The sequence below is a fragment of the Rhodoferax sp. RT5P35 genome, from assembly GCF_056521385.1.
Window position 1 is genome coordinate 243,848 of the sequence record NZ_JBWMAX010000002.1, and the last position, 21,900, is coordinate 265,747.

23 protein-coding genes are annotated in these 21,900 nt (G+C 63.4%); 12 read left to right on the forward strand and 11 right to left on the reverse strand.

Going from position 1 to position 21,900, the window contains the following annotated elements; all coding sequences use genetic code 11:
• Positions 1-42: 42 nt before the first annotated feature.
• From AC097L_RS03310 to AC097L_RS03325, 4 genes are all read right to left on the reverse strand, one after another.
• The gene (locus AC097L_RS03310; protein WP_479584686.1) at positions 43-357 is read right to left on the reverse strand and encodes a helix-turn-helix domain-containing protein; all 315 of its coding nucleotides are present in this window, start codon (positions 355-357) and stop codon (positions 43-45) included.
• Positions 329-724, reverse strand: coding sequence for a type II toxin-antitoxin system RelE/ParE family toxin (locus AC097L_RS03315; RefSeq protein WP_479584687.1), 396 nt, complete (start codon positions 722-724; stop codon positions 329-331). Before AC097L_RS03315 ends, AC097L_RS03310 begins: the two co-directional genes overlap by 29 nt.
• 264 nt (positions 725-988) lie before the next feature.
• Positions 989-1,894 (reverse strand): J domain-containing protein, encoded by a 906-nt coding sequence (locus tag AC097L_RS03320; protein ID WP_479584688.1) that lies wholly within the window; start codon positions 1,892-1,894, stop codon positions 989-991.
• 8 nt (positions 1,895-1,902) lie between these two features.
• Positions 1,903-2,877: a DnaJ domain-containing protein gene (locus AC097L_RS03325; RefSeq protein ID WP_479584689.1), complete on the reverse strand. Its 975-nt coding sequence runs from the start codon at positions 2,875-2,877 to the stop codon at positions 1,903-1,905.
• Between the two features lie 163 nt (positions 2,878-3,040).
• Here AC097L_RS03325 and AC097L_RS03330 point away from each other — a divergent pair, with 163 nt between their 5' ends.
• Both AC097L_RS03330 and AC097L_RS03335 read left to right on the forward strand, forming a co-directional pair.
• Complete coding sequence (locus AC097L_RS03330) at positions 3,041-3,580, forward strand: pseudouridine synthase (RefSeq protein ID WP_479584690.1); 540 nt, start codon at positions 3,041-3,043, stop codon at positions 3,578-3,580.
• Between the two features lie 177 nt (positions 3,581-3,757).
• The gene (locus tag AC097L_RS03335; protein WP_479584691.1) at positions 3,758-4,945 is read left to right on the forward strand and encodes a patatin-like phospholipase family protein; all 1,188 of its coding nucleotides are present in this window, start codon (positions 3,758-3,760) and stop codon (positions 4,943-4,945) included.
• 22 nt (positions 4,946-4,967) lie between these two features.
• Here AC097L_RS03335 and AC097L_RS03340 read toward each other — a convergent pair whose 3' ends face one another.
• On the reverse strand, positions 4,968-5,999 hold the full coding sequence (locus tag AC097L_RS03340; protein WP_479584692.1) for an NAD(P)H-dependent flavin oxidoreductase: 1,032 nt from the start codon (positions 5,997-5,999) through the stop codon (positions 4,968-4,970).
• Between the two features lie 73 nt (positions 6,000-6,072).
• On the opposite strand from AC097L_RS03340, the gene AC097L_RS03345 reads away from it, so the two are divergent.
• From AC097L_RS03345 to AC097L_RS03380, 8 genes are all read left to right on the forward strand, one after another.
• Positions 6,073-6,465, forward strand: coding sequence for a hypothetical protein (locus AC097L_RS03345; protein ID WP_479584693.1), 393 nt, complete (start codon positions 6,073-6,075; stop codon positions 6,463-6,465).
• A gap of 91 nt (positions 6,466-6,556) precedes the next feature.
• Positions 6,557-7,201, forward strand: coding sequence for a permuted SH3 domain-containing protein (locus AC097L_RS03350; protein WP_479584694.1), 645 nt, complete (start codon positions 6,557-6,559; stop codon positions 7,199-7,201).
• A complete protein-coding gene (locus tag AC097L_RS03355) occupies positions 7,198-10,341 on the forward strand; it encodes an efflux RND transporter permease subunit (protein ID WP_479584695.1) in 3,144 nt (1,047 codons plus the stop codon). The genes AC097L_RS03350 and AC097L_RS03355 overlap by 4 nt, the downstream gene beginning before the upstream one ends.
• A 90-nt stretch (positions 10,342-10,431) precedes the next feature.
• On the forward strand, positions 10,432-10,743 hold the full coding sequence (locus AC097L_RS03360; protein ID WP_479584696.1) for a BufA1 family periplasmic bufferin-type metallophore: 312 nt from the start codon (positions 10,432-10,434) through the stop codon (positions 10,741-10,743).
• 25 nt (positions 10,744-10,768) lie between these two features.
• Positions 10,769-11,620, forward strand: a complete 852-nt coding sequence (gene bufB, locus AC097L_RS03365) for an MNIO family bufferin maturase (protein ID WP_479584949.1) — start codon at positions 10,769-10,771, stop codon at positions 11,618-11,620.
• Positions 11,617-12,387, forward strand: a complete 771-nt coding sequence (locus AC097L_RS03370) for an HvfC/BufC N-terminal domain-containing protein (protein ID WP_479584697.1) — start codon at positions 11,617-11,619, stop codon at positions 12,385-12,387. Before bufB ends, AC097L_RS03370 begins: the two co-directional genes overlap by 4 nt.
• Positions 12,371-12,862 (forward strand): DoxX family protein, encoded by a 492-nt coding sequence (locus AC097L_RS03375; protein WP_479584698.1) that lies wholly within the window; start codon positions 12,371-12,373, stop codon positions 12,860-12,862. The genes AC097L_RS03370 and AC097L_RS03375 overlap by 17 nt, the downstream gene beginning before the upstream one ends.
• A gap of 194 nt (positions 12,863-13,056) precedes the next feature.
• Positions 13,057-15,060, forward strand: coding sequence for a methyl-accepting chemotaxis protein (locus AC097L_RS03380; RefSeq protein WP_479584699.1), 2,004 nt, complete (start codon positions 13,057-13,059; stop codon positions 15,058-15,060).
• Here the strand turns inward: AC097L_RS03380 and trpD are convergent.
• Genes trpD through trpE form a run of 4 tightly spaced genes read right to left on the reverse strand, consistent with a single transcriptional unit; the run spans position 15,057 to position 18,840 of the window.
• Complete coding sequence (gene trpD / locus AC097L_RS03385; protein WP_479584700.1) at positions 15,057-16,076, reverse strand: anthranilate phosphoribosyltransferase; 1,020 nt, start codon at positions 16,074-16,076, stop codon at positions 15,057-15,059. The two genes, AC097L_RS03380 and trpD, sit on opposite strands and share 4 nt — an antisense overlap.
• A 15-nt stretch (positions 16,077-16,091) precedes the next feature.
• Positions 16,092-16,760, reverse strand: coding sequence for a LysE family translocator (locus AC097L_RS03390; protein ID WP_479584702.1), 669 nt, complete (start codon positions 16,758-16,760; stop codon positions 16,092-16,094).
• Entirely contained in the window at positions 16,760-17,335 is a 576-nt protein-coding gene (locus AC097L_RS03395; protein ID WP_479584704.1) for an aminodeoxychorismate/anthranilate synthase component II, read from the reverse strand. The genes AC097L_RS03390 and AC097L_RS03395 overlap by 1 nt, the downstream gene beginning before the upstream one ends.
• Before the next feature lie 2 nt (positions 17,336-17,337).
• Positions 17,338-18,840 (reverse strand): anthranilate synthase component I, encoded by a 1,503-nt coding sequence (gene trpE, locus AC097L_RS03400; protein ID WP_479584706.1) that lies wholly within the window; start codon positions 18,838-18,840, stop codon positions 17,338-17,340.
• A 358-nt stretch (positions 18,841-19,198) separates the two neighbouring features.
• Between trpE and AC097L_RS03405 the strand changes: the two genes are divergently transcribed.
• Both AC097L_RS03405 and AC097L_RS03410 read left to right on the forward strand, forming a co-directional pair.
• Complete coding sequence (locus AC097L_RS03405) at positions 19,199-19,783, forward strand: chalcone isomerase family protein (protein ID WP_479584708.1); 585 nt, start codon at positions 19,199-19,201, stop codon at positions 19,781-19,783.
• A 155-nt stretch (positions 19,784-19,938) separates the two neighbouring features.
• Entirely contained in the window at positions 19,939-20,895 is a 957-nt protein-coding gene (locus AC097L_RS03410) for a chemotaxis protein (RefSeq protein WP_479584710.1), read from the forward strand.
• 140 nt (positions 20,896-21,035) lie between these two features.
• On the opposite strand, the gene AC097L_RS03415 is transcribed toward AC097L_RS03410, so the two are convergent.
• Entirely contained in the window at positions 21,036-21,452 is a 417-nt protein-coding gene (locus AC097L_RS03415) for a hypothetical protein (protein ID WP_479584713.1), read from the reverse strand.
• Positions 21,453-21,476: 24 nt separating this feature from the next.
• Complete coding sequence (locus AC097L_RS03420; RefSeq protein ID WP_479584717.1) at positions 21,477-21,887, reverse strand: acyl-CoA thioesterase; 411 nt, start codon at positions 21,885-21,887, stop codon at positions 21,477-21,479.
• Positions 21,888-21,900 lie beyond the last annotated feature (13 nt).

The window sequence follows — 21,900 nt, forward strand, 5'->3', positions numbered from 1 at the left end:
TGCGCTTGTTTGATAAGCGCAAGCAGGCTTTTTGGCTTGGAGTCAAGCCACGATCTCCAGCCCCTTCTTCTCCACCATGCGCAGCAATTTGAGCGCGGTGCCGGTAGGTTTTTTCAAACCTATTTCCCATTTCTGCACGGTAGACACGCTGGTGTTGAGTAGGCAGGCAAATACCGCCTGGCTGACCCGCGAGGTTTCGCGGATGCGCTTGATTTCTTGCGGAGCCAATGGCGCGATGGGCGGCATGCACAACCGGTCAAATTCGCGCAGGGTGACCTGGTCCATGGCTCCTGCGGCATGTAGCCCTTGGGCGGTTTCCCGAACGGCTTCAAGAATGGCTGATTTGGTGGTGCGCATGGCAATCTACCTCGGTGATTTCTTCGGCCTCTAGGGCCAGGGTTAATGCAGCGGAAGTCAGCCCCAACAGGTGGGCAGCTAAGCGTTTCAAGGCTTCTTCTTCGTCTTTGTCGATGTTGCTGCGGGCGCTTTTGGGGAAGCCGAAAACAAAGAACCAGCGGTCTTCCATCTTGGTGGCAACCAGAGTGCGAAAGCCGCCGCTTTTGCCTTCACCGGGCCGTGCGATACGTTTCTTGAACAGCCCTCCACCCAGGTTGGCTTCATACAAGCCATCGGCCATTTCGGCGACTGCCGCACACAGGCTTGGCGTTGTCAGCCCTTGCTTATGCGCCCAGCGGTGGAACCATTTGGTTTTGTAGACGGCCATGTTGTGTCCTTGGGATGAGCATAGCACTTAGTCCTAGTTTTGGGTGGCCTGTGTTTTGGAAATTACGCCGCGTTAAACGGGTTCACCATCCGCATCACGGTGGGTGCAAAGTAGCGGACGTTGCCGCTCGACATGGTCAGGTGGTGGCTGAGGGCGGTGGCGGCGATCAGCTGGTCGATGCCGGTGTTGCCGGTTTGCCCGCACAGTCGGCTCCACAGCTTGGCGCTGCGCTGGCGTTCGATACCGGCCTTGGTTTCAGGACCGTCAGCGCAGCGCGAATGACCCAGGCAGCGATACCGCCACGATGCCGTAGCGGGGCCCTTCGGTGGGATGGGTAGGGCTGGCTGCTGCGCTGTCGTCCAGGCCCTGGGTACCGGTGATCTCGCGCAGCGCCTCAAAGATGAACTTGGCCAGATAGCGGTCGCCTTCGATCTTCAGTTCGCTGTACGGGGCACGGGCCAGTTTGTCGGCCAGCTTTTGCACCACCTGCTCTTTTTGGCGGGCCAGGGCATCGGCAAATTTCTCGGATTCGATGCTGCCGATTTCCAGCTCTACGGTGGGGATGGACAGCAGGTGGCGGCTGCTTTCGGCACCCGAGCCCAACGCATCGGTAGAAACAAGCACCACATCCAGGTCCGATGCCAGCAAGGCCATGCGCCGCAGGGGCGGCGGCGGGGCATCCGCAGAGGCAGTCTTGGCCGCAGCGGGGTGGGCGGCTGCGTCGGCGCGGGCCCGGTTGTCTGGCTGCGGCTGCATGCCAGGCAGATTCGGTGCTGGCGTTGCTTGCTTGCCCGACAGCACCAGCATCAGGCCGCCAGAAGCCAGGATCACCGCCGCCAGCAGCCACAGATACCAGTTGGAGGGTGCAGATGGCGCGGATGGCGCGGCACCGCGGCGGCTGGCTGCCATGGTGGGTTTGGGGGACACATAGGCTGCAGGCAAGGGTGCCTGGGCCTGCTGCAGGCGTAGATCGTAAGCTGCGCGCTGGCCCGCATCCGACAGCACGCCATAGGCCTGCGCGATGGCGGTTGCGCGGCTGGCAGCGGCACTGTGGGCCGGGTGCCGGTCCGGGTGGTGGCGCTGCATCAGGCTTTTGTAGGCGGCGCGGATGACCTCCGGGCTGGCGTGGGGGACTACTTCCAGGGCCTCGTAGTAATTGGGGGTATCCATAGACGTGCTTAGCGCTGCAGCACTTCGCGCCATTCGGATTTTTGCTGCTCGATGCGCGCGCGCTCTATTTGGTCTTTGGCGCGGGCATCTTCTTTTTGTTGCCATGCCTTGCGCTCGTCCTCGCGCCGGGCCTGCTCTTTGGCCTGGAACTCGGCCGTGCGCAGGTCGGCCGACACCTGTTCGCCACGGCGGCGGGACTCTTCTTCAAACCGGCGGGCATCTTGTTCCATTTTGGTTTTGTCGCGTTCCACCGTGTGGCTGGCGGCTTCTTTGCGGAGGTCTTCGGCTACCAGCGCATCCAGTTCGGCTTTGTTGGCAGGGCGCACACCGTGGGTTTGGTAATACTCCTGAATCTGTACTTTTTCGCTGGCTTGGGTGGCGTTCATGGCCTCCACACTGGACCGGCGATTGGCCACCATCAAGGCCACCACCTGCGCAATACAGGCGATGGCAAACAGCGTACCCAGGCCCACCAGGATTTTGCGCAGAATGGGGGTGACGCTGGACAATCCGGTGGCGCTGCCGTCCGAGAAACTGCGGTTTGCCTGGAACGGAGCGCTGCCTGTGCGCAGCACCATCGCATCGGCCCGCAGCGTCATGGCATCGGCGCGCAATGCCATGGCCTCGGCTCTGAGCGACAGCACTTCGGCATCGGGCTGCAGGGGGACCAGTGCCAGGGCCGGTGCGACCGGATGCGCCGGATGCGCCGGTACCGCCGAAATGGCCAGCTTGGCATCGTAGGCATCGCGGGTGCCGGGCGTGGACAGGGTTTTGAAAGCCAGGTTGACGACCTTGACCTTAAACTCAAAATCGTCGGCACTGATCTGGTCTTTTTGCAATTGGAGCTGGCTGGACAGCGCCTCGTACGCCGCTTGGATTTCGGCATCCGAGGCATGCGCTGGCACGGCCAGTATTTCGTACAGGGTTTTCTTTTTGGTGGCCACAGTGGACTCTGAAGGGCTGGCGGGACGGGCGGGGCGCATAGCCGTGCGCCAGCCAGGCGATTTTGTTGTGAAATGTTACTAAAACCGTGCGGCACTGTGCACTTATTTCGCCGATTATTTAAAAGTTTGAAGTTTTGTAAATCGGTCTGGCCGGCACGCTGCCACCGTACGATCTGTTCCTGTATGCCGCATCCCGTACTCCATGCCCAAAATCATCCTCTTCAACAAACCCTTCAACGTGTTGACCCAGTTCCGCCCCGACGGCGACCGGGCCACGCTGGCGCAGTTCATCACCGACCCCAGCCTGCGCGTGGCGGGGCGGCTGGACCGAGACTCAGAAGGGCTGCTGCTGCTGACCGACGACGGTGTGTTCAATGCGCGCATCACCCAGCCCCAGGAAAAGCAGTTCAAAACCTACCGTGTGCAGGTAGACGGCACGCCCACCGAGGCGGCATTGCAGGCGCTGCGCCAGGGCGTGTTGCTCAACGACGGCATGACCCTACCGGCCGAGGCAGAGCAGATCGCCGAGCCGCCCGGCCTGTGGCCACGCACCCCGCCGGTACGCTACCGCGCCCACCTGCCCACCGCCTGGCTGCAGATCCGCATCTGCGAAGGGCGCAACCGCCAGGTACGGCGCATGACGGCGGCGGTGGGTTTGCCGACGCTGCGGCTGGTGCGGGTGCAGATTGGGGCCTACGCCCTGGGCGATTTACAGCCGGGCGCGTGGAAGGCGTTTGCGTAACCCAGTGCGGCTCTTGAAATTTATATAAAAAATGGCTCTAGCGCATATATAACTTACGCAAGTAGCTACATATTTAATAGCAATTAAGGGGCGTTTCTCTTTGCCGGGCAGACATCCATGCTGCCGACCCGCGTCCTATACTGCACTGCAACATGGCTCTGCCTGAAAGGTTTTCACGTGGCTTCTCCCACCTCTGCATCCACTGCTTCCAAAAAGGCCTTGCCCGGCCCGCACCACGAACAATGCGCCCTGGTGCTGCAAGGCGGGGGCGCGCTGGGGGCCTACCAGGCGGGGGTGTACGAGGCGCTGGAAGAAAACGGCATTTGCCCCGAATGGGTGGCGGGCGTGTCGATTGGGGCCATCAACGCGGCCATCATCGCGGGCAATCCTCCAGGTCTGCGGGTGCCGCGCCTGAAGGAGTTCTGGGAAGGCGTGTCGTCGCAGCTGGTGGCCCCGGCCCCGCCTGCCGACTGGGGCATCCAGGCGCGCGAGTTTTTCAACGAATCCAGCGCGGCCATGGTGTCGGTGCTGGGCACGCCGGGATTCTTCAAGCCCCGTGTGCCCGCCGCCCAGTACCAACCCCAGGGTACCTTGGCCGCTTTGGGCATTTACGACACCGAACCGCTGCGCGCCACGCTGCTCAAGCTGGTGGACTTTGACCGCATCAACCGCCACTGCCCGGACGGCAATGTGCGGCTGTCGGTGGGCGCGGTCAACGTCACCAGCGGCAACTTTGCCTACTTTGATTCGGCCGATCGCCTGCACGCCAAGCCGCTGGGGCCGCAGCACATCATGGCCAGCGGCGCGCTGCCGCCGGGTTTTTCGCCGGTAGAGGTGGACGGCGAGTTTTACTGGGACGGTGGGCTGGTGTCCAACACCCCGCTGCAGTACGTGATCGACCAGCCCGCCGCCGAAGACATGCTGGTGTTCCAGGTGGATTTGTTCAGTGCCCAGGGCCACATGCCGCGTAACCTGAGCGAAGTGGCCGAGCGGGGCAAGGACATCCAGTTTGCCAGCCGCACCCGCTTCAATACCGACCTAGTGTCGGTGCAGCAAAAGCTCTCTAACGCCGCCCAAAAGCTGGCCGCCAAGCTGCCGCCCGAATTTGCCAACGACCCCGATCTCAAAAAATTGCTGAACGCCGGATCGGCATCTGCCGTGACCATCGTGCACCTGATCCACCGCAGCAAACACTTTGAAACCCAGTCCAAAGACTACGAGTTTTCGCGCGCCACGGTGCGCGAGCACTGGGCTGCCGGACGCGCCGACGTAGAGCGCAGCCTGGCCGACCCGCGCTGGCTCAACCGCCACCGCCCCCCAGCGGGCGTTAACGTGCTGGACTTGACCAAGCCCGAGAAGCACTGAGGCCGTCGGTTTCTGCCTGGTTTTAGAACCCTTTCGCCAGGGCCCGCGTCACTTCTGCCGCAGGCAGGGCCTGGCAAGCACTGGCGTTCTGCCCCGACCACAACGGTGAGAAGTCTCCGCTGCCCTGGCGCTCTGCCGCGGCCCGCAGTGGGGCCATGGCGGCGGTGGCCAACGGGAAGGCAGGGGCCGCGGCGCTGATCGGGCCCTGCTCACGCACCACGCGGTTCAGGATGCCGCGCGCGGGCCGCCCGGTAAACACATTCGTCAAGGCCGTGTGCTGCGCGGCACCGCTTCGCAGCGCGGCCCGGTGCAGCGCGCTGGTGGTGGCCTCGGGGCACAGCAGGTAGGCCGTGCCGACCTGTACCCCCGCTGCGCCCAGGGCCATGGCGGCGGCCACGCCTTGCGCATCGGCAATGCCACCGGCGGCGACCACAGGAATATCCACCGCCCGTACGATCTGCGGCAGCAGGGCGAAGGTGCCCATTTGCCGGGTCAGGTCGTCCGATAAAAAATGTCCGCGGTGCCCGCCCGCCTCCAGGCCCTGGGCAATGATGGCATCCACCCCTTGCGCCTGCAGCCACAGCGCTTCTTCCACGGTGGTGGCCGAAGACAGCACCTTGGCCCCCCAGCTGCGTACCACCTCCAGCAATGCGGGGCTGGGCAGGCCGAAATGGAAGCTCACCACCGGCGGCTCGAAGGCGCGCAGCAGGTGCGCGGCCTCGGCGCTGAACGGCGCACGGCCCGGGCCGGGGACGATGTGGGTCGGGTCCAGCCCCATTTCTAGGTAGTACGGTGCCAGTGCTGCGCGCCACGGCGCGTCGATGGCAGGCGGCGGCGGGGTGTGGCAGAAAAAGTTGACGTTGTAGGGCTGCGTGGTTTGCGCCTGGATGCGGGTCAGCTCGGCCTGCAACACCTCCAGCCCCAGCATGGCGGCGGGCAAGGAACCCAGGCCCCCGGCGTTGCTCACGGCCACCGCGAGTGCGCTGCCCTGGACCCCCGCCATGGGGGCTTGGATGAGGGGCAGCTGGGTACCCAAAAGAGTGGAAAGTTGCATGGGGAATGGCCAGTGCCGGTGGAGCAAAACCCCAGTTTAGACCCCTAAGAATCTGCTGTGGCAAACTGGGCATATGTCTCTGCAATCGCCCACACGCCGCCTCTGGATCGCCCTTGGGGTGGTTCTGTGCGTGCTGTTTGCGCAGTTGGCCACTGCCGGGTATGTGTGCCCTCAGTGGCTGAAACCGGTGGCAGCCAGCACCATGCCGGGCTGCGATGCCATGCCTGCCGACCAGATGGACCCGGCGCAGCCCAACCTGTGCAAGGCCACGGGCGAAGCTAGCCCGCAGTCGCCCCACCAAAGCAGCAGCGTGGATTTGCCGCCGCCAGTGTGGGCAGCGCTGTGGATGCTGGTGTGGCTATTGCCATTGCGGGCATTGATGGTCTGGACCGCTCCGGCGGCCAACCCTGCGCGGCCCCCCGGCAGTCCGCCGCTGTACCTTTTCAACCAAGTCTTCCGTCTGTAGGCCGACCCGGCATTGCGCTGGGCTCGGGCTGCTGCGTCCCATGGATGCGCGCTCTGGGCGTTCCTTGTACATGACGTTAGGAGAGACTGGAATGAAAACATTAGCCATTGCTGTAGCTGTACTGGCCGGGGGCTACGGCCTGTACCAATGGGGTTGGCAGCGCGGTGCCGCCAGCGTGCCCGTGGTGGCATCCATCGCCGTGCCGCAGAGCATTGCCGAGGGCGAAGCTGCCACCCGCCGCCACATCGCCAGCGGCATCAAAGCCGGTGATGTGGACCCCGCGACGGGCCGCAAAGTGCTGTATTACCACGACCCCATGGTGCCGGGGAACAAGTTCGACGCACCGGCCAAGTCGCCCTTCATGGACATGATGCTGGTGCCGGTGTATGCCGACGGTGCGGCAACTGCCGCCGAGGGGGATGCCAGCACCGTCACCGTCAGCCCGCGCATGCAGCAGAACCTGGGCGTGCGCAGCGTGCTGGTGGATGCATCCTTGCAGGTGCCCACCGAGGCGCTGATCCCCACCGCCCGGCGCACGGTGCTGGTGTTGGCCGAGGCGGGCGGCCACTTTCGCCCGGTGGTGGTGGAAACCGGGGCCGAGGCCGATGGCCACACCCTGGTGCTGCGCGGTCTGCAAGCCGGGCAGCGGGTGGTCGTATCGGGCCAGTTCCTGATCGACTCTGAAGCCAGCCTGAAAGGCGTGGAAGCGCGCATGAACGCTGGTGCCACGCCATGATCGCCCGGCTGATCCGCTGGTCGATAGCCAACCGATTTTTGGTGCTGCTGACCACGTTGCTCCTCAGCGCCTGGGGGGTACTCAGCGTGCAGCGCACCCCGCTGGATGCCTTGCCCGACCTGTCCGACGTGCAGGTCATCATCCGCACCAGCGTCCCCGGCCAGGCCCCGCAGTTGGTGGAAGACCAGGTGACCACTCCGCTGAGCAGCACCATGCTGTCGGTGCCGGGGGCCAAGACGGTGCGCGGCTACTCGTTCTTTGGCGATTCATTCGTCTACGTGCTGTTCGAGGACGGCACCGACCTGTACTGGGCCCGGTCGCGGGTGCTGGAATACCTGAACCAGGTGCAGTCGCGCCTGCCGCCCGGTGCCAAAGCCACGCTGGGGCCGGATGCCAGCGGCGTGGGCTGGATCTACCAGTACGCGTTGGTAGACCGCAGCGGCGGGCAAGACCTTTCGCAACTGCGGGCGCTGCAAGACGGATTTTTGAAATACGAGCTGAAAACCGTGCCCAACGTGGCCGAGGTGGCCACCATCGGTGGCATGGTGCGGCAGTACCAGGTGGTGCCCGACCCGCAGAAGCTGGCGGCCTTGCGGATTCCGCTGGGCAAGGTGGCCGAGGCCATACGCAGGGGCAACCAGGAAGCCGGGGGCTCGGTGCTGGAGCTGGGCGAGGCCGAGTACATGGTGCGCGCCAGCGGCTATTTGCAAACGCTGGACGACTTTCGCGCTCTGCCGCTGACCACCGCTGCCGGTGCCGTGGTGCGCCTGGGCGACGTGGCCCGCATACAGCTTGGGCCCGAAATGCGCCGCGGCATTGGCGAGCTGGACGGGCAGGGCGAAGCCGTAGGCGGTGTCATCGTGATGCGCTCGGGCCAGAACGCGCTGCAGACCATTGCCGCCGTCAAAACCAAGCTGCGCAGCCTGCAAGCCAGTCTGCCCCAAGGCGTGGAGATCGTGCCCACCTACGACCGCTCGGGGCTGATCAAGCGTGCCGTGGCCAACCTGGGCTTTAAGCTGCTGGAAGAGTTTGCCGTGGTGGCCGTGGTGTGTGTTGTATTTCTGGGCCACCTGCGCTCGGCTCTGGTGGCCATCGTCTCGCTTCCGATTGGCATCCTGGTAGCCTTTATCGCCATGCGCTACCAGGGGGTGAACGCCAACATCCTGTCGCTGGGCGGTATTGCGATTGCCATCGGCGCGATGGTCGATGCGGCGGTGGTGATGGTGGAAAACGCCCACAAGCACCTGGAGCAGTGGGGCCATGCGCACCCTGGGGAGAAGCTGCACGGCCAGGAGCGCTGGCGGGTCATGGGCGACGCGGCGGCAGAGGTTGGGCCAGCGCTGTTTTTCTCGCTGCTGGTCATCACGCTGTCGTTCATTCCGGTGTTCACGCTGGAGGCACAAGAAGGCCGTTTGTTTGCACCGCTGGCCTTCACCAAAACCTATGCGATGGCGGCGGCGGCGGGCCTGTCGGTCACGCTGATTCCGGTGCTGATGGGGTACGGGCTGCGGGGCCGCATTCCAGATGAAAACGCCAATCCCTTGAACCGCTGGTTGATTGCCATTTACCGCCCCCTGCTCACCCACGTGCTGCACTGGCCACGTGCCACGCTGGTGGTGGCAGCCGTGCTGCTGGGGGCCAGCCTGTGGCCGCTGCAACACATAGGCGGCGAATTCATGCCCGCGCTGGACGAAGGCGATGTGCTCTACATGCCGTCGGCCCTGCCGGGGCTGTCGGCGGGCAAGGCGGCGGAGCTGCTGCAGCAGACCGACCGCCTCATCAAAACCCTGCCTGAGGTGGCCAGCGTCTACGGCAAGGCAGGCCGGGCAGACACTGCCACCGACCCCGCACCGATGGAAATGCTGGAAACCACGGTCCAGTTCAAGCCCAAAGACCAGTGGCGGCCCGGTATGACGCAAGACAAGTTGGTGGCCGAACTGGACCGCATCGTGCAGGTACCGGGCCTGGCCAACATCTGGGTGCCACCCATCCGCAACCGCATCGACATGCTGGCCACCGGCATCAAAAGCCCGGTGGGTGTGAAGGTGGCCGGGGCCGATCTGGCCACCATTGACCGCCTGACGGGTGAAATCGAGCGCAGCCTGAAAACCGTGCCCGGTATCAGCAGCGCGCTGGCCGAGCGTCTGACGGGCGGGCGGTATGTAGACATCACCATTCGCCGCGCCGATGCCGCCCGCTGGGGTCTGCACATTGCCGACGTGCAGGCCGTCATCAGCACCGCCGTGGGCGGCGACAACGTGGGCGAGGTGGTGGAGGGGGGGCAGCGCTTCCCTATCAACATCCGCTACCCCCGGGAGATGCGCGATTCGGTGGTCCAGTTGCGCAACTTGCCTATCGTTGCGGAAGGTGTGGCGCAGAGCGGTGCACAGCTGGTGCTGGGTGACGTAGCCGACATCGCTATCGCGGATGGCCCGCCTATGCTGCGCAGTGAAAACGCCCGCCTTTCTGGCTGGGTGTACGTGGATATCCGGGGCCGCGACTTGAGGTCTGCGGTGAAAGACATGCAAAAAGCCGTGGCCGCCAGCGTCGTGCTGCCTGCGGGCTACGCTGTGTCGTGGTCGGGCCAGTTTGAGTACCTGGAGCGGGCCACGGCCAAGCTGAAGCTGGTGGTGCCTTTCACCCTGCTGATCATTTTTGTGCTGCTGTACCTGACGTTCAAGCGGGTGGGCGACGCGGTGCTGATCATGGCCACCCTGCCGTTTGCGCTGGTCGGTGGTATCTGGCTGCTGTACCTGCTGGGCTACAACCTGTCGGTGGCGGGCGCGGTAGGCTTTATTGCGCTGGCCGGTGTGTCGGCCGAGTTTGGGGTAATCATGCTCCTGTATTTGAAGCAAGCTTGGCAGGTGCAGATTGCGCTAGGCACTGAAAATGATGAAAATTTAAAGGTCGCTATCCTGCAAGGTGCCGTGCAGCGCGTGCGCCCCAAGGCCATGACGGTGGCCGTCATCCTGTGCGGGCTGCTGCCCATTTTGTGGGGTAGCGGCACCGGTTCCGAGGTCATGCAACGCATCGCCGCGCCCATGGTCGGCGGCATGGTCACCGCGCCGCTGCTGTCGATGTTCGTCATTCCGGCGGTGTATTTTTTGATGCACCGTAAAAATAAATCGAAAGCGGAGTAAGAAATGCCAGCAACCCCCGACTACTCCACAGCAAGGCGAAACACCCTGCTGACCTTCAACCCCTAGTGCTTTTTTTAACCGGAGATTTCCATGACTGCTTCCTCTTCCTCTAACAAATCTATTACTTCCACTGCTGTTCTTGCCCTGGCCCTGGGTGCCGCATTGGCCATGGCTGCGGCGCCCGCATCGGCAGCCGATGCAAAAGAAAAATGCTTCGGCGTGGCCATGGCCGGCAAGAACGATTGTGCCGCGGGCGCAGGCACCACCTGTGCAGGCACATCCAAGATGGACTACCAGGCCAATTCTTGGAAGTTCGTGCCCGCAGGTACCTGCGAAACCATGAAGTCCATGAGCTCGCCCACCGGCATGGGCCAAAAGATGGCTTTCCCCGCAAAGATGTAATCAAGCCTTGGACGTAGCGACTGCCATGTTCCCCTTCACGTCGCTACCCCGCCGGTCGGGTGTGGGGCTCAAATCTGCCCACATCCGGGAGATTCTGGACACCGCACCCGACCTGGGCTTCTTTGAAGTCCATGCCGAAAACTACCTGGTGGCCGGTGGCCCATCCCACCACTACCTGACCCGCATTTGCGAACGCTACCCGCTGTCCATCCACGGTGTCGGTTTGTCCATCGGGGCCGATGCGCCGCTGGACACCACCCACCTGAACGCTCTGGCCGTGCTGCTCAACCGCTACGCGCCCCAATCTTTTTCCGAACACCTGGCCTGGTCTACCCACGGCGATGTGTTCCTCAACGACCTGCTGCCCCTGCCCTACACCGCCGCCACCTTGCAGCGCGTGTGCGACCACATCGACCAGGTACAGACCCGCCTGCAGCGCCGCATGCTGCTGGAGAACCCTGCCACTTATGTGCAATTTGCCGCTTCCACGATGCCCGAGGTGGGTTTCATCCATGAGGTGGTGCGTCGCACCGGCTGCGGCCTGCTGCTGGATGTGAACAACGTGTTTGTGAGCAGCGTCAACCACCACTTCGACGCGCAGGCTTATATCCGGGCGCTGCCACTGGAAGCCGCGGGCGAGATCCACCTGGCCGGCTTTGCCACCACCCATGACAGCTTGGGTGACGCCTTGCTGATCGACAGCCACGGCAGCCCGGTGGCCCAGGCCGTGTGGGACCTGTACGCCTACACGTTGGGCCTGACCGGCCCGGTGGCCACGCTGGTCGAGCGCGACAACGATGTGCCCGCATGGCCGGTGTTACTGGCCGAAGCCCAGGCGGCAGAGCGCCATCTGCAAGCGGTGGAGGTCGCCGCATGAGCCACCAAGCTGCTTTCGCCCAGGCGCTGCTGGACCCCGCACAGGCCTGCCCCGGTGGGCTGAGCACCTGGAACGGCTCCGACCCCACCGAGCGCTTTGCCATCTACCGCAACAACGTGGTGGTGTCGCTGGTAGATGCGCTGGCCGCCACCTTTCCCGCCGTGCAAGAGCTGGTGGGCGTGGACTTCTTTCGGGCCCTGGCGCGGCTGTACGTTCAGGTCCACCCGCCGCGCACCCGTGTCATGGCATGGTACGGCGCAGACTTTGCCGCTTTTGTCGAAAATTTTGAACCCGCCGCCAACGTGCCTTACCTGGCCGACGTGGCGCGGCTGGAGATGGGCCGCGTGCGCGCCTACCATGCCGCCGATGTGGATGCGGTGGCCCCCGAGGCTTTGCAGGCCGCGCTGGCCGACCCGCAGCAACTGGCGCAGCTCCGGCTTGACTTGCATCCTTCCCTGCAGGTCGTAGCTTCCCAATTCGCTGTCTTTTCGCTCTGGGCGGCCCACCAGGGCATGCTGCAGGCCGCCGAGGTAGACCCCGCGCTGGCGCAAACCGCACTGGTGTACCGCCGGGGGCTGGACGTGGAGGTGGTGGAGGTTGGCGCTACTGCAGGTGCCTTCATTACCGCACTGCAGCAGGGCCACAGCCTCCTGGTCGCCGCCAGCGCCGATCCCGCCCTGGACCTGCCCCAGATCCTGGCCCTGCTGATCCGCCAACACCTCATCACCCGCATCTCGACCGGAGAACCCCATGACCACCACCTCTAGAACGTCCCCCGTTTTGCTGCGCAGCTTCCTCGCCGCGTGCGCACGCATCCCCCATTCGCTGATCGCCTTGCTGGCCCGGTTTTCCATTGCGGCTGTGTTCTGGAAATCCGGCCAGACCAAGGTCGAAGGTCTGGCCATCGACATCGTGGGCGGCGAGTTCCATCTGGGCTGGCCGCACCTGTCGGATTCGGCCGTGGCACTGTTCCAGCAGGAGTACAAGCTGCCGCTGCTCCCCCCGGAACTGGCCGCCACGATGGCCGCCTGCGCCGAGCATTTCTTTCCCATCCTGCTGCTGTTGGGCATAGCCACGCGCCTGTCGGCCTTGGGCCTGCTGGGCATGACGCTGACCATCCAGCTCTTCGTCTACCCTGATGCCTACCCCACCCACGGCACCTGGGCTGCGCTGCTGCTGTACCTGGTGGCGCAAGGGCCGGGGAGGATCTCGCTCGACCACTGGATTTCCAAGTGCTATTAACTTAATAGCTAATAGCGTAGACAATATATGCGCTAGAGCCCTGTTTTATATAAAAATACCAGAGCGTTCTGTTCTGCGAAGCCTTCTAAAATTCTTGGATAAGTCCTGCGCTGCGGGTAGCATTTGTTACCAGGCGTAAAGGCGGGCTGGGCCCGTCTGCTGGCACTTTCACATCCAAAGTTAGGCGGTTCTTTATGTTGTCTCTGTCCAGATCCTTGCGCGGAAAAATCGTTGCCCTCACCGGCATTTTGGTGCTGTTGGGCCTGCTCGCACTGTCCATCACCAATGTGCAGATTGCGCGCCGGTTTGCGCTGGATTCGCTGGATGCCCAGGCCAAGGCCTTGGCGCTGTCGCATGCCGAGGGCGTGGCCGAGTGGGTGGCGCAGAACCAGCGCGTGGTGGCCTCGCTGGTGGCAGCCGTCGCCGAAGACGATCCGCTGAAATCCCTGGTGCAGGCCAAGGTAGCTGGTGGCGTGGACTCGGCCTATATCGGCTACGCCGACAAGAAGGCCATCTTCTCCGAGGTGCGCAGCCGTGCCCCAGACTACGACCCTACCGCGCGGCCCTGGTACAAAAAAGCCGCGGCGGCCGATGGCCCCGTAGTTACGGACCCCTATATAGGCGCAGCTACCAAGAAGCTGCTGATCACCTTTGCCAGCGCGGTGAAAGACGGCGGTGCGGTCAAGGCCGTCATCGGCACCGACGTGCTGATGGACACGGTGTCGCGCAACGTCGCCTCGATCCGCCCCACGCCCGGCACCTACGGCTTCATCGTCGCCAAAGACGGCAAGATCGTGGTACACGAAGACGAGAGCCTGCTGCGCAAGCCAGTGACCGACATCGCGCCCGGCCTGGATGCCACCGGCATGGCCGCGCTGAAAGGCCTGACCGAGGTGCGCATCCGCGACGAAGACCGGCTGGTCTACGCCGCGCCGATTGCCGGTACCGACTGGACCCTGGTGGTAGCGCTGCACCGCGACGAGGCGCTGGCCGGCATCCGCTCGATGGTGGGGTATTCGGTGGTGGTCTGCCTGCTGATTGCGCTGGTGGTGGTGGGCGTGGTCAGTGCTGTGCTGACCAAGGTGCTGGGCCGCCTGACCGTGCTGCGCGACGCGATGCAAGACGTGGGCTCGGGTGATGGCGACCTGACCCTGCGGGTGGCTACCACCGGCAACGACGAGCTGGCGGCCATTGCCTCCGGCTTCAACCAGTTCGTCGAGAAAATCCACGCAGTGATGCTGCAGGTGCGCACCAGCGCCGACGGTGTGGCGGTGGCCAGCGTGGAAATATCGCAGGGCAATAACGACCTGAGCGCGCGCACCGAAGGCCAGGCCAGCGCGCTGGAGCAAACCGCTGCCTCGATGGAGCAGCTGGGTGCCACCGTCAAGCAGAATGCCGACAGCGCGCGCCAGGCCAACCAGTTGGCGATGCAGGCCTCTACGGTGGCCACCCAGGGCGGCGAAGTGGTGGGCCAGGTGGTGGAGACCATGAAGGGCATCAACGCCGCGTCGCACAAGATCTCCGACATCATCAGCGTTATCGACGGCATTGCTTTTCAGACCAATATCCTGGCCCTGAATGCGGCCGTGGAAGCGGCACGCGCGGGCGAGCAGGGCCGCGGTTTTGCGGTTGTGGCCAGCGAGGTGCGCAGCCTGGCCGGGCGTTCCGCCGAAGCCGCCAAGGAAATCAAGACGCTGATCTCGGACAGCGTGCAGCGGGTTGCGCACGGCAGCAGCCTGGTGGACCAGGCCGGTACCACCATGACCGAGGTGGTCGGCGCGATCCGGCGGGTTACGCAGATCATGGGTGAGATCAGCGTGGCCAGCTCCGAGCAGAGCGCAGGCGTGTCGCAGGTGGGCGAAGCGGTCGGGCAGATGGACCAGGCCACCCAGCAAAACGCCGCCCTGGTCGAGCAAATGGCCGCCGCCGCCAGCAGCTTGAAATCACAAGCCGGTGATTTGGTGCAGGTGGTGGCGGTATTCAAGTTGGGCAGCAGCGAGGCCCGTTACGACCGTACGGCCCACGCCAGACCCGCCGCCGCGCCTGCGGCCCGCGCACCCAACAAGCCATTTGTGGGCGCACCCGTCAAGCCCGTGGCCGCATCTGTGCGGCCACGCCAGGTGCCCCTGGCCTCGCCCAAGGTGACCCTAGCCCCACCCAAAGCAGCTGGCAGCGAGTCGGACTGGGAGACTTTTTAACCGGCCGTAGCCGCCACCAACTCCCCCAACTTCGCCCGCGCCGCACCCGACTCAATCGCGGTGCGCGCCAGTACCAAACCTTCGGCCATCGAATCCGCCACATTCGCCGCGTACAGCGCAGCCCCGGCGTTCAAAATCACGATGTCTCGCGCCGCACCGTGGTCGTTGTCCAGCACACCCAGCAGCATGGCTTTGGACTGCTCGGGGGTTTCGACGCGCAGGTTGCGGTGGCTGGCCATGGTCATGCCGAAATCTTCGGGGTGGATCTCGTATTCGCTGATCTCGCCGTTTTTTAGCTCGCCCACCACGGTGGCCGCACCCAGGCTGACTTCGTCCATGCCGTCCTTGCCGTAGACCACCAGCGCGTGCTCGGCACCCAGGCGCTGCAGGGCACGCACCTGGATGCCGACCAGGTCGGGGTGGAACACGCCCATCAGGATGTTAGGCGCGTCCGCCGGGTTGGTCAGGGGCCCCAGGATGTTGAACAGGGTCCGCACGCCCAGCTCCTTGCGCACCGGGGCCACGTTTTTCATGGCCGGGTGGTGGTTGGGGGCGAACATGAAGCCCACGCCGACTTCGGCGATGCACTGGGCGATACGTTCTGGCGAGAGGTGGATGTTGACCCCCAGGCTCTCCAGCACGTCGGCGCTGCCGCTTTTGCTGCTGACGCTGCGCCCGCCGTGCTTGCTGACCTTGGCCCCGGCGGCGGCTACCACAAACATGGAGCAGGTGGAGATGTTGAAGGTGTGCGAGCCGTCGCCGCCGGTGCCGACGATATCCACCAAGTGGGTTTTATCGGCTACGTGGACCTTGGTGGAGTACTCGCGCATCACCTGGGCGGCGGCGGTGATTTCGCCGATGGTTTCCTTCTTCACGCGCAGGCCGGTGATCAGCGCGGCCATCATCACCGGCGACATGTCGCCACGCATGATGAGCCGCATGATGTGCAGCATCTCGTCGTGGAAGATTTCGCGGTGTTCGATGGTGCGCTGCAGGGCTTCTTGGGGGGTGATCATGGTGTTATTTCGCTTTCAGGGTTTGGCCGACAGGGCCAGTTTGATACCAAAACCGACAAACAGCGCGCCAGCAAAGCGTTCCAGCCAGTGCATGCCACGCCGTACCGCGCCCATGCGGCGGGCGGCCCAGGCGGCCAGCAGCGCGTAGCCCAGGTTGATGGGGATGGCGTTCAGGTTGAACAGCAGGCCCAGCAGCACGAAGGCCAGCGTGGGCTGCGGTGCGCCGGGGGTGATGAACTGCGGCAAAAACGCCAGGAAAAACAGCGCCACCTTGGGGTTTAGCGCATTGGTCCAGAAACCTTGAACGAATACAGTTTTTAAGCTTTTTATGCCGCTAGCGCCTATGTCGTCTACGCTGTTTGCTACTGAACTTGTAGCATCCACGGGTTTGGGTGAACGCAACATCTGGATGCCCACCCACACCAGATAGGCCGCCCCCAGCCACTTGAGCACGGTGAAAGCCGTGGCCGACGCGGTGATCAGCGCGCTGACCCCCACAGCAGCGGCGAAGATGTGGACGAAGCAGCCCGCGGTGATGCCGAATGCCGCCACCACGCCCGCGCGCCAGCCGCCGCGCAGGCCATTGGACAGGATGTAGAACACGTCCGGCCCCGGGGTCAGGTTCAGCAGCCAGCCCGAGGCGATGAACAGCGGCAGGTGCACGATGCCCAGGCTGTCCAGCATTACCGCGCTCCCTGGTCCAGGAAGTTCTTCAGCATCGCGTGGCCATGCTCGGTGAGGATGGACTCGGGGTGGAACTGCACGCCCTCGATGGCCAGCGTCTTGTGCCGCACGCCCATGATCTCGCCGTCATCGGTCCAGGCGGTGATCTCCAGCTCGGCGGGGCAGGTGCTGCGCTCGATGGACAGCGAGTGGTAGCGGTTCACCGTGAACTGTTCCGGCAGCCCGGCAAACACGCCTTGCTGCGTGGTGGTGATGGCGCTGGTCTTGCCGTGCATCAGCTGCTGCGCCCGGATGATGTTGCCGCCAAAGGCCGCGCCAATCGCCTGGTGCCCCAGGCACACGCCCAGGATGGGCAGCTTGCCCGCAAAGTGCTGGATGGCGGCGACGGAGATGCCCGCCTCCTTGGGCGAGCACGGGCCGGGGGATATCACCAGCCGGTCCGGGGCGCGGGCGGCGATTTCTTCGAGGGTGATTTCATCGTTGCGCACCACCTCCACATCTGCGCCCAGTTCACCGAAGTACTGGACGATGTTGTAGGTAAAGCTGTCGTAGTTGTCGATCATCAGCAGTTTCATGGTCACTCCAAACCTTCTTCAACAAGTTCGCTGGCGCGCAGCAGGGCGCGGGCTTTGGCTTCGGTTTCTTTCCATTCCAGCTCGGGCACCGAGTCGGCCACCACGCCAGCGGCGGCTTGCACGTACAGGGTCTGGTTCTTGATGATGCCGGTGCGGATGGTGATGGCCACGTCCATGTCGCCTGCATAGCTGATGTAGCCGCAGGCACCGCCGTACAGGCCGCGCTTGGTGGGCTCCAGCTGGTCGATCAGCTCCATGGCGTGGACCTTGGGCGCGCCGGTCAGCGTGCCTGCGGGGAAGGTGGCCTTGAGCACGTCGATGGCGCTCATGCCGTCGAGCAGCGTGCCCTCCACGTTGCTGACGATGTGCATCACGTGGCTGTAGCGCTCTACCGCAAAGGCTTCGGTGACCTTGACCGTGCCAATCTTGGCGATGCGGCCGATGTCGTTGCGGGCCAGGTCGATCAGCATCACGTGTTCGGCGCGCTCCTTGGGGTCTGCAATCAGCTCGGCTTCCACCAGCTTGTCCTGCTCGGGCGAGGAGGCGCGGGGGCGGGTGCCTGCCAGCGGGCGGATGGTGACCTTTTGTTCGCCGTTCGCCATGGATTCCTGGCGCACCAAAATTTCGGGCGAGGCGGCCACCACATGGAAGTCGCCCATGTTGTAGAAGAACATGTAGGGCGAGGGGTTCAGCGCCCGCAGCGCGCGGTACAGCGACAGAGGGGATTCGGTGTAGCGCTTTTTGATGCGCTGGCCCACCTGCACCTGCATGAAGTCGCCGCCCGCAATCAGCTCCTTGGCGCGTTCCACGGCCGCGATGTAGTCGGCCTTGGCAAATTCGCGCTCGGTCGGGTGGCTTTGGGTGGGCTTGACGATGGGTGCGCTGACCGAATACTTAAGCTGCTCTTTCAACTCGCGCAGGCGCTTTTTGGCGTTGGGGTAGGCCTCGGGCTGGGTCGGGTCGGCGTAGACGATGAGGTACAGCTTGCCCGACAGGTTGTCGATCACCGCCAGCTCTTCGCACTGCAGCAGCATGATGTCGGGGCAGCCCAGGGTGTCGGGCGGGCAACTGGCTTCGAGCTTTTTCTCGATGTAGCGCACCGCGTCGTAACCGAAATAGCCGGCCAGGCCACCGCAGAAGCGCGGCAAGCCGGGGCGCAGGGCCACCTTGAAGCGCTTTTGGTAAGCCTCGATGAAGTCCAGCGGGTTGCCCTGGTGGGTTTCCACCACCACACCGTCGCGCACCACCTCGGTTTGGGCGGCGGCCCCAAAGCCGCTGGCACGCAGGAAGCTGCGGGCGGGTAGGCCGATGAAGCTGTAGCGGCCAAAGCGCTCGCCACCCACCACCGACTCCAGCAGGAAGCTGTAGGCACCGCCGTTGCGGGTGTGCGCCAGCTTGAGGTAGAGCGAGAGCGGGGTTTCCAGGTCGGCAAATGCCTCTAGCATCAAGGGGATGCGGTTGTACCCGTCCTGGGCCAGGCTTTTGAATTCAAGTTCGGTGATCACGGAAGTGCCTTTGTGAGAGAGTCCCGGCCCGTTGTATGACTTGGCCTGGGGCACAGCACGGGGTGCTGTATGTCAATTCAGCCTCGGAGGGTGAGGCGTGGGGCGCACGGCAGCGCCGTGCTATTCAGGTACGCGAAGAATTTGGCTTGCGCCAAGACCAGGCTCCCTGGCCGAGGCAGCCTGCAGTGATCGTGCGTGAAATAGACATGCGCAAAGTGTAGCAAACGCGCGCAGGCTTCTGTCCCGCAAAGCACTGGCCTTCAGGGTATGCATGGGGGCTTTTTCGCCACAGGCGGGTCGAGACGGGTCAAAATGCGGGCCTCGGTGGCAGATGCCCCACTTCCAAAGGTTGGTTCGAATGAAGTCACTCCTTGCGTGTGCTGCCATCTGGCTGGGTGTGTTGGCCGCCAGCGCCCCGGTGTGGGCCGTGACGGTGGCCGGTGTGGCCTATGCCGACAGCGTGGACCAGAGCGGCACGCCGCTGCAACTGAACGGCGCGGGGGTGCGCTACAAGGCCGTCTTCAAGGTGTACACCGCAGCTTTGTACCTGCCCAAAAAAGCCGTTACACCCGAGGATGTGATGGCCATGCCGGGCCCCAAGCGCATCAGCATCACCATGCTGCGCGAGATTGATGCGAATGAACTGGGCAAGTTGTTCACCCGGGGCGTGGAAGACAACACCGGCCGGGGCGAGCTGTCCAAACTGGTGCCCAGCCTGTACCGCATGGGCCAGGTGTTTGCCGAGCAAAAAAAACTGCTGCCCGGTGACACCTTTGAACTGGATTGGATGCCCGGTGTGGGCACAGTGTTGCTGGTTAAGGGCAAACCACAGGGCGAAGCATTCCCTGAAGCCGAGTTTTTCAACGCCTTGCTGCGCATTTGGCTGGGCCCTAGCCCGGCAGACTGGAAGCTCAAGGACGCGTTGTTGGGCAAGGCCGGGTAATCGCTTGCACTGCCGCCCAATCTTGAATCATACTGTTACATTCTGGAGGCATGATCACCGTAGATGGCTATGTTCTGGCCTTTCTAGCGTGCAAGTGTGAAAACTTGTAAAAAATCCAAATCCAGTTCTAATGGTATGCATCAAAGGGGAAAACCATGGCGACAGTCCAGCAAGAGGTAGATGAACGTACCAATCTCACCAGCAGCAACAAGTTTGAACTGTTGCTGTTCCGACTGGGTGAGGCCGCCCATTCGAGCCAGCGCGAGCTGTTTGGGATTAACGTCTTCAAAGTGCGCGAGATCATGGTGATGCCCACCATTACGGCGGTCGCCGGGTCCACCAAGCACATGCTGGGCATGACCAATATCCGGGGCCAGGTGATTCCGGTGATCGATTTGGCGGGGGCGGTGGGTTGCCTGCCTAAAAATGGACTGAATATTTTGATGGTCACCGAATATGCGCGCTCCACCCAGGCGTTCGCAGTCGAAGAGGTGGACCAAATCGTACGCCTGGACTGGAGCCAGGTGCTGTCGGCCGAGTCCAACACCCAAGGCGGCATGATCACCAGCATTGCCCGGCTGGATGGCGACATCGACAACACCCGGTTGGCCCAGGTGCTGGATGTCGAGCAGATTTTGCGCAACGTGATGCCGCCTTCGGCCCCCGACGTCGATGCTGCCAGCATGGGGCCTACCATCAAGCTGCGTCCCGGTACCGTGGTGTTGGCGGCAGACGATTCGATGCTGGCCCGGACCCTGATTGAACAGGGCTTGGTGGCCTTGGGTGTGCCATTCATCATGTGCAAAACCGGCAAAGAAGCCTGGGACCGTTTGCAAGCTATGTCAGACGCCGCGGTGGCCGCTGGCAAAACCATCGAGGACAAAGTAGCCCTGGTGTTGACTGACCTGGAAATGCCGGAGATGGATGGCTTTACCCTGACCCGTAACATTAAAAAAGATGGCCGCTTTAAAGGCGTGCCGGTGATCATCCATTCCTCCTTGTCCGGCTCGGCCAATGAGGTGCATGTAAAGAGCGTGGGGGCCGATGCCTATGTCGGCAAGTTTGTTGCCGAAGAGTTGGCTGCCACCATCCGCAGGGTGCTCAAGCATTAGTTTTGGTACACCCCCAGGCTACAGCGCAAGCGCTTTTCGCCAACCCCCTTGCAGGGGGCAACACCAGCAGCCTGGCAAAGCCAGTTCTGCGGTGTTTCTGGAAGGCGTGTTTTTTGCGCCGTGATGATCGTTGGCTGGGCCTAGCCTGAATACGCTACCAGTGCAGCCACGACCAGTACGGCATATGGAAACGCCACGGTAGGCCGCAGTGCGTGTGCGGCGTACTCGCCCAGCAATCCCACGCTGCCTTTACGGCTGGCCAGCCATTCGGTGTGCAACTGGCACGCGCTGCTGGCCGGGGCGGCATTTTTCACCAAGGCCTCTACACGCAGAATGCGCTCGCCCAGGCGGGCCTGGGAGGTGCGGCACAGGCTTTCTTGTACCCACAACAACAGGGCTGTGCCGCCTATCAGCTCATAGGGTACGCCCAGTGCATAACCCCCCACGCACAGTACAACAGCCGCCAGTTTGACCAGCAGCGCGTTGCGTTCGGCCTGTTCGTAGTTGTTTTGCAGGGTGGACCATTCGTGGCTTAATGCGGCGGTGTTGTGGGGCATGGGGGTGTAAGTGTCGAAGCGGTATCAGTTGTGAACGGGTAGTGGGCGGGGTTCGCCCTGCTCGGTGATCGCGACGTAGGTGAGCGAAGCTTCGGTCACCTTGGTGTAGCGGCCCTGGATGTTCAGTCGCTCGGCGTAGGCCTCTACCTTGACCGTGACCGAGGTGCGCCCAAGCCGCGTCAGGCACGCATAGAACGACAAAATATCGCCTAGCCGCACCGGCTGTTTGAAGATGAATTCCTTCACCGCCACGGTAGCGATACGTCCCTGGGCGTAGCGCGCCGGGATCACCGACCCGGCCAAGTCCACCTGCGCCATCACCCAGCCACCAAAAATATCGCCGCTGGCGTTGCAGTCGGCGGGCATGGGAATCACCTTGAGTACCAGCTCCATATCGGAGGGCAAGGCAACGGGGGCGCTTGAATTGGTGGACATAAGGGACAATCTT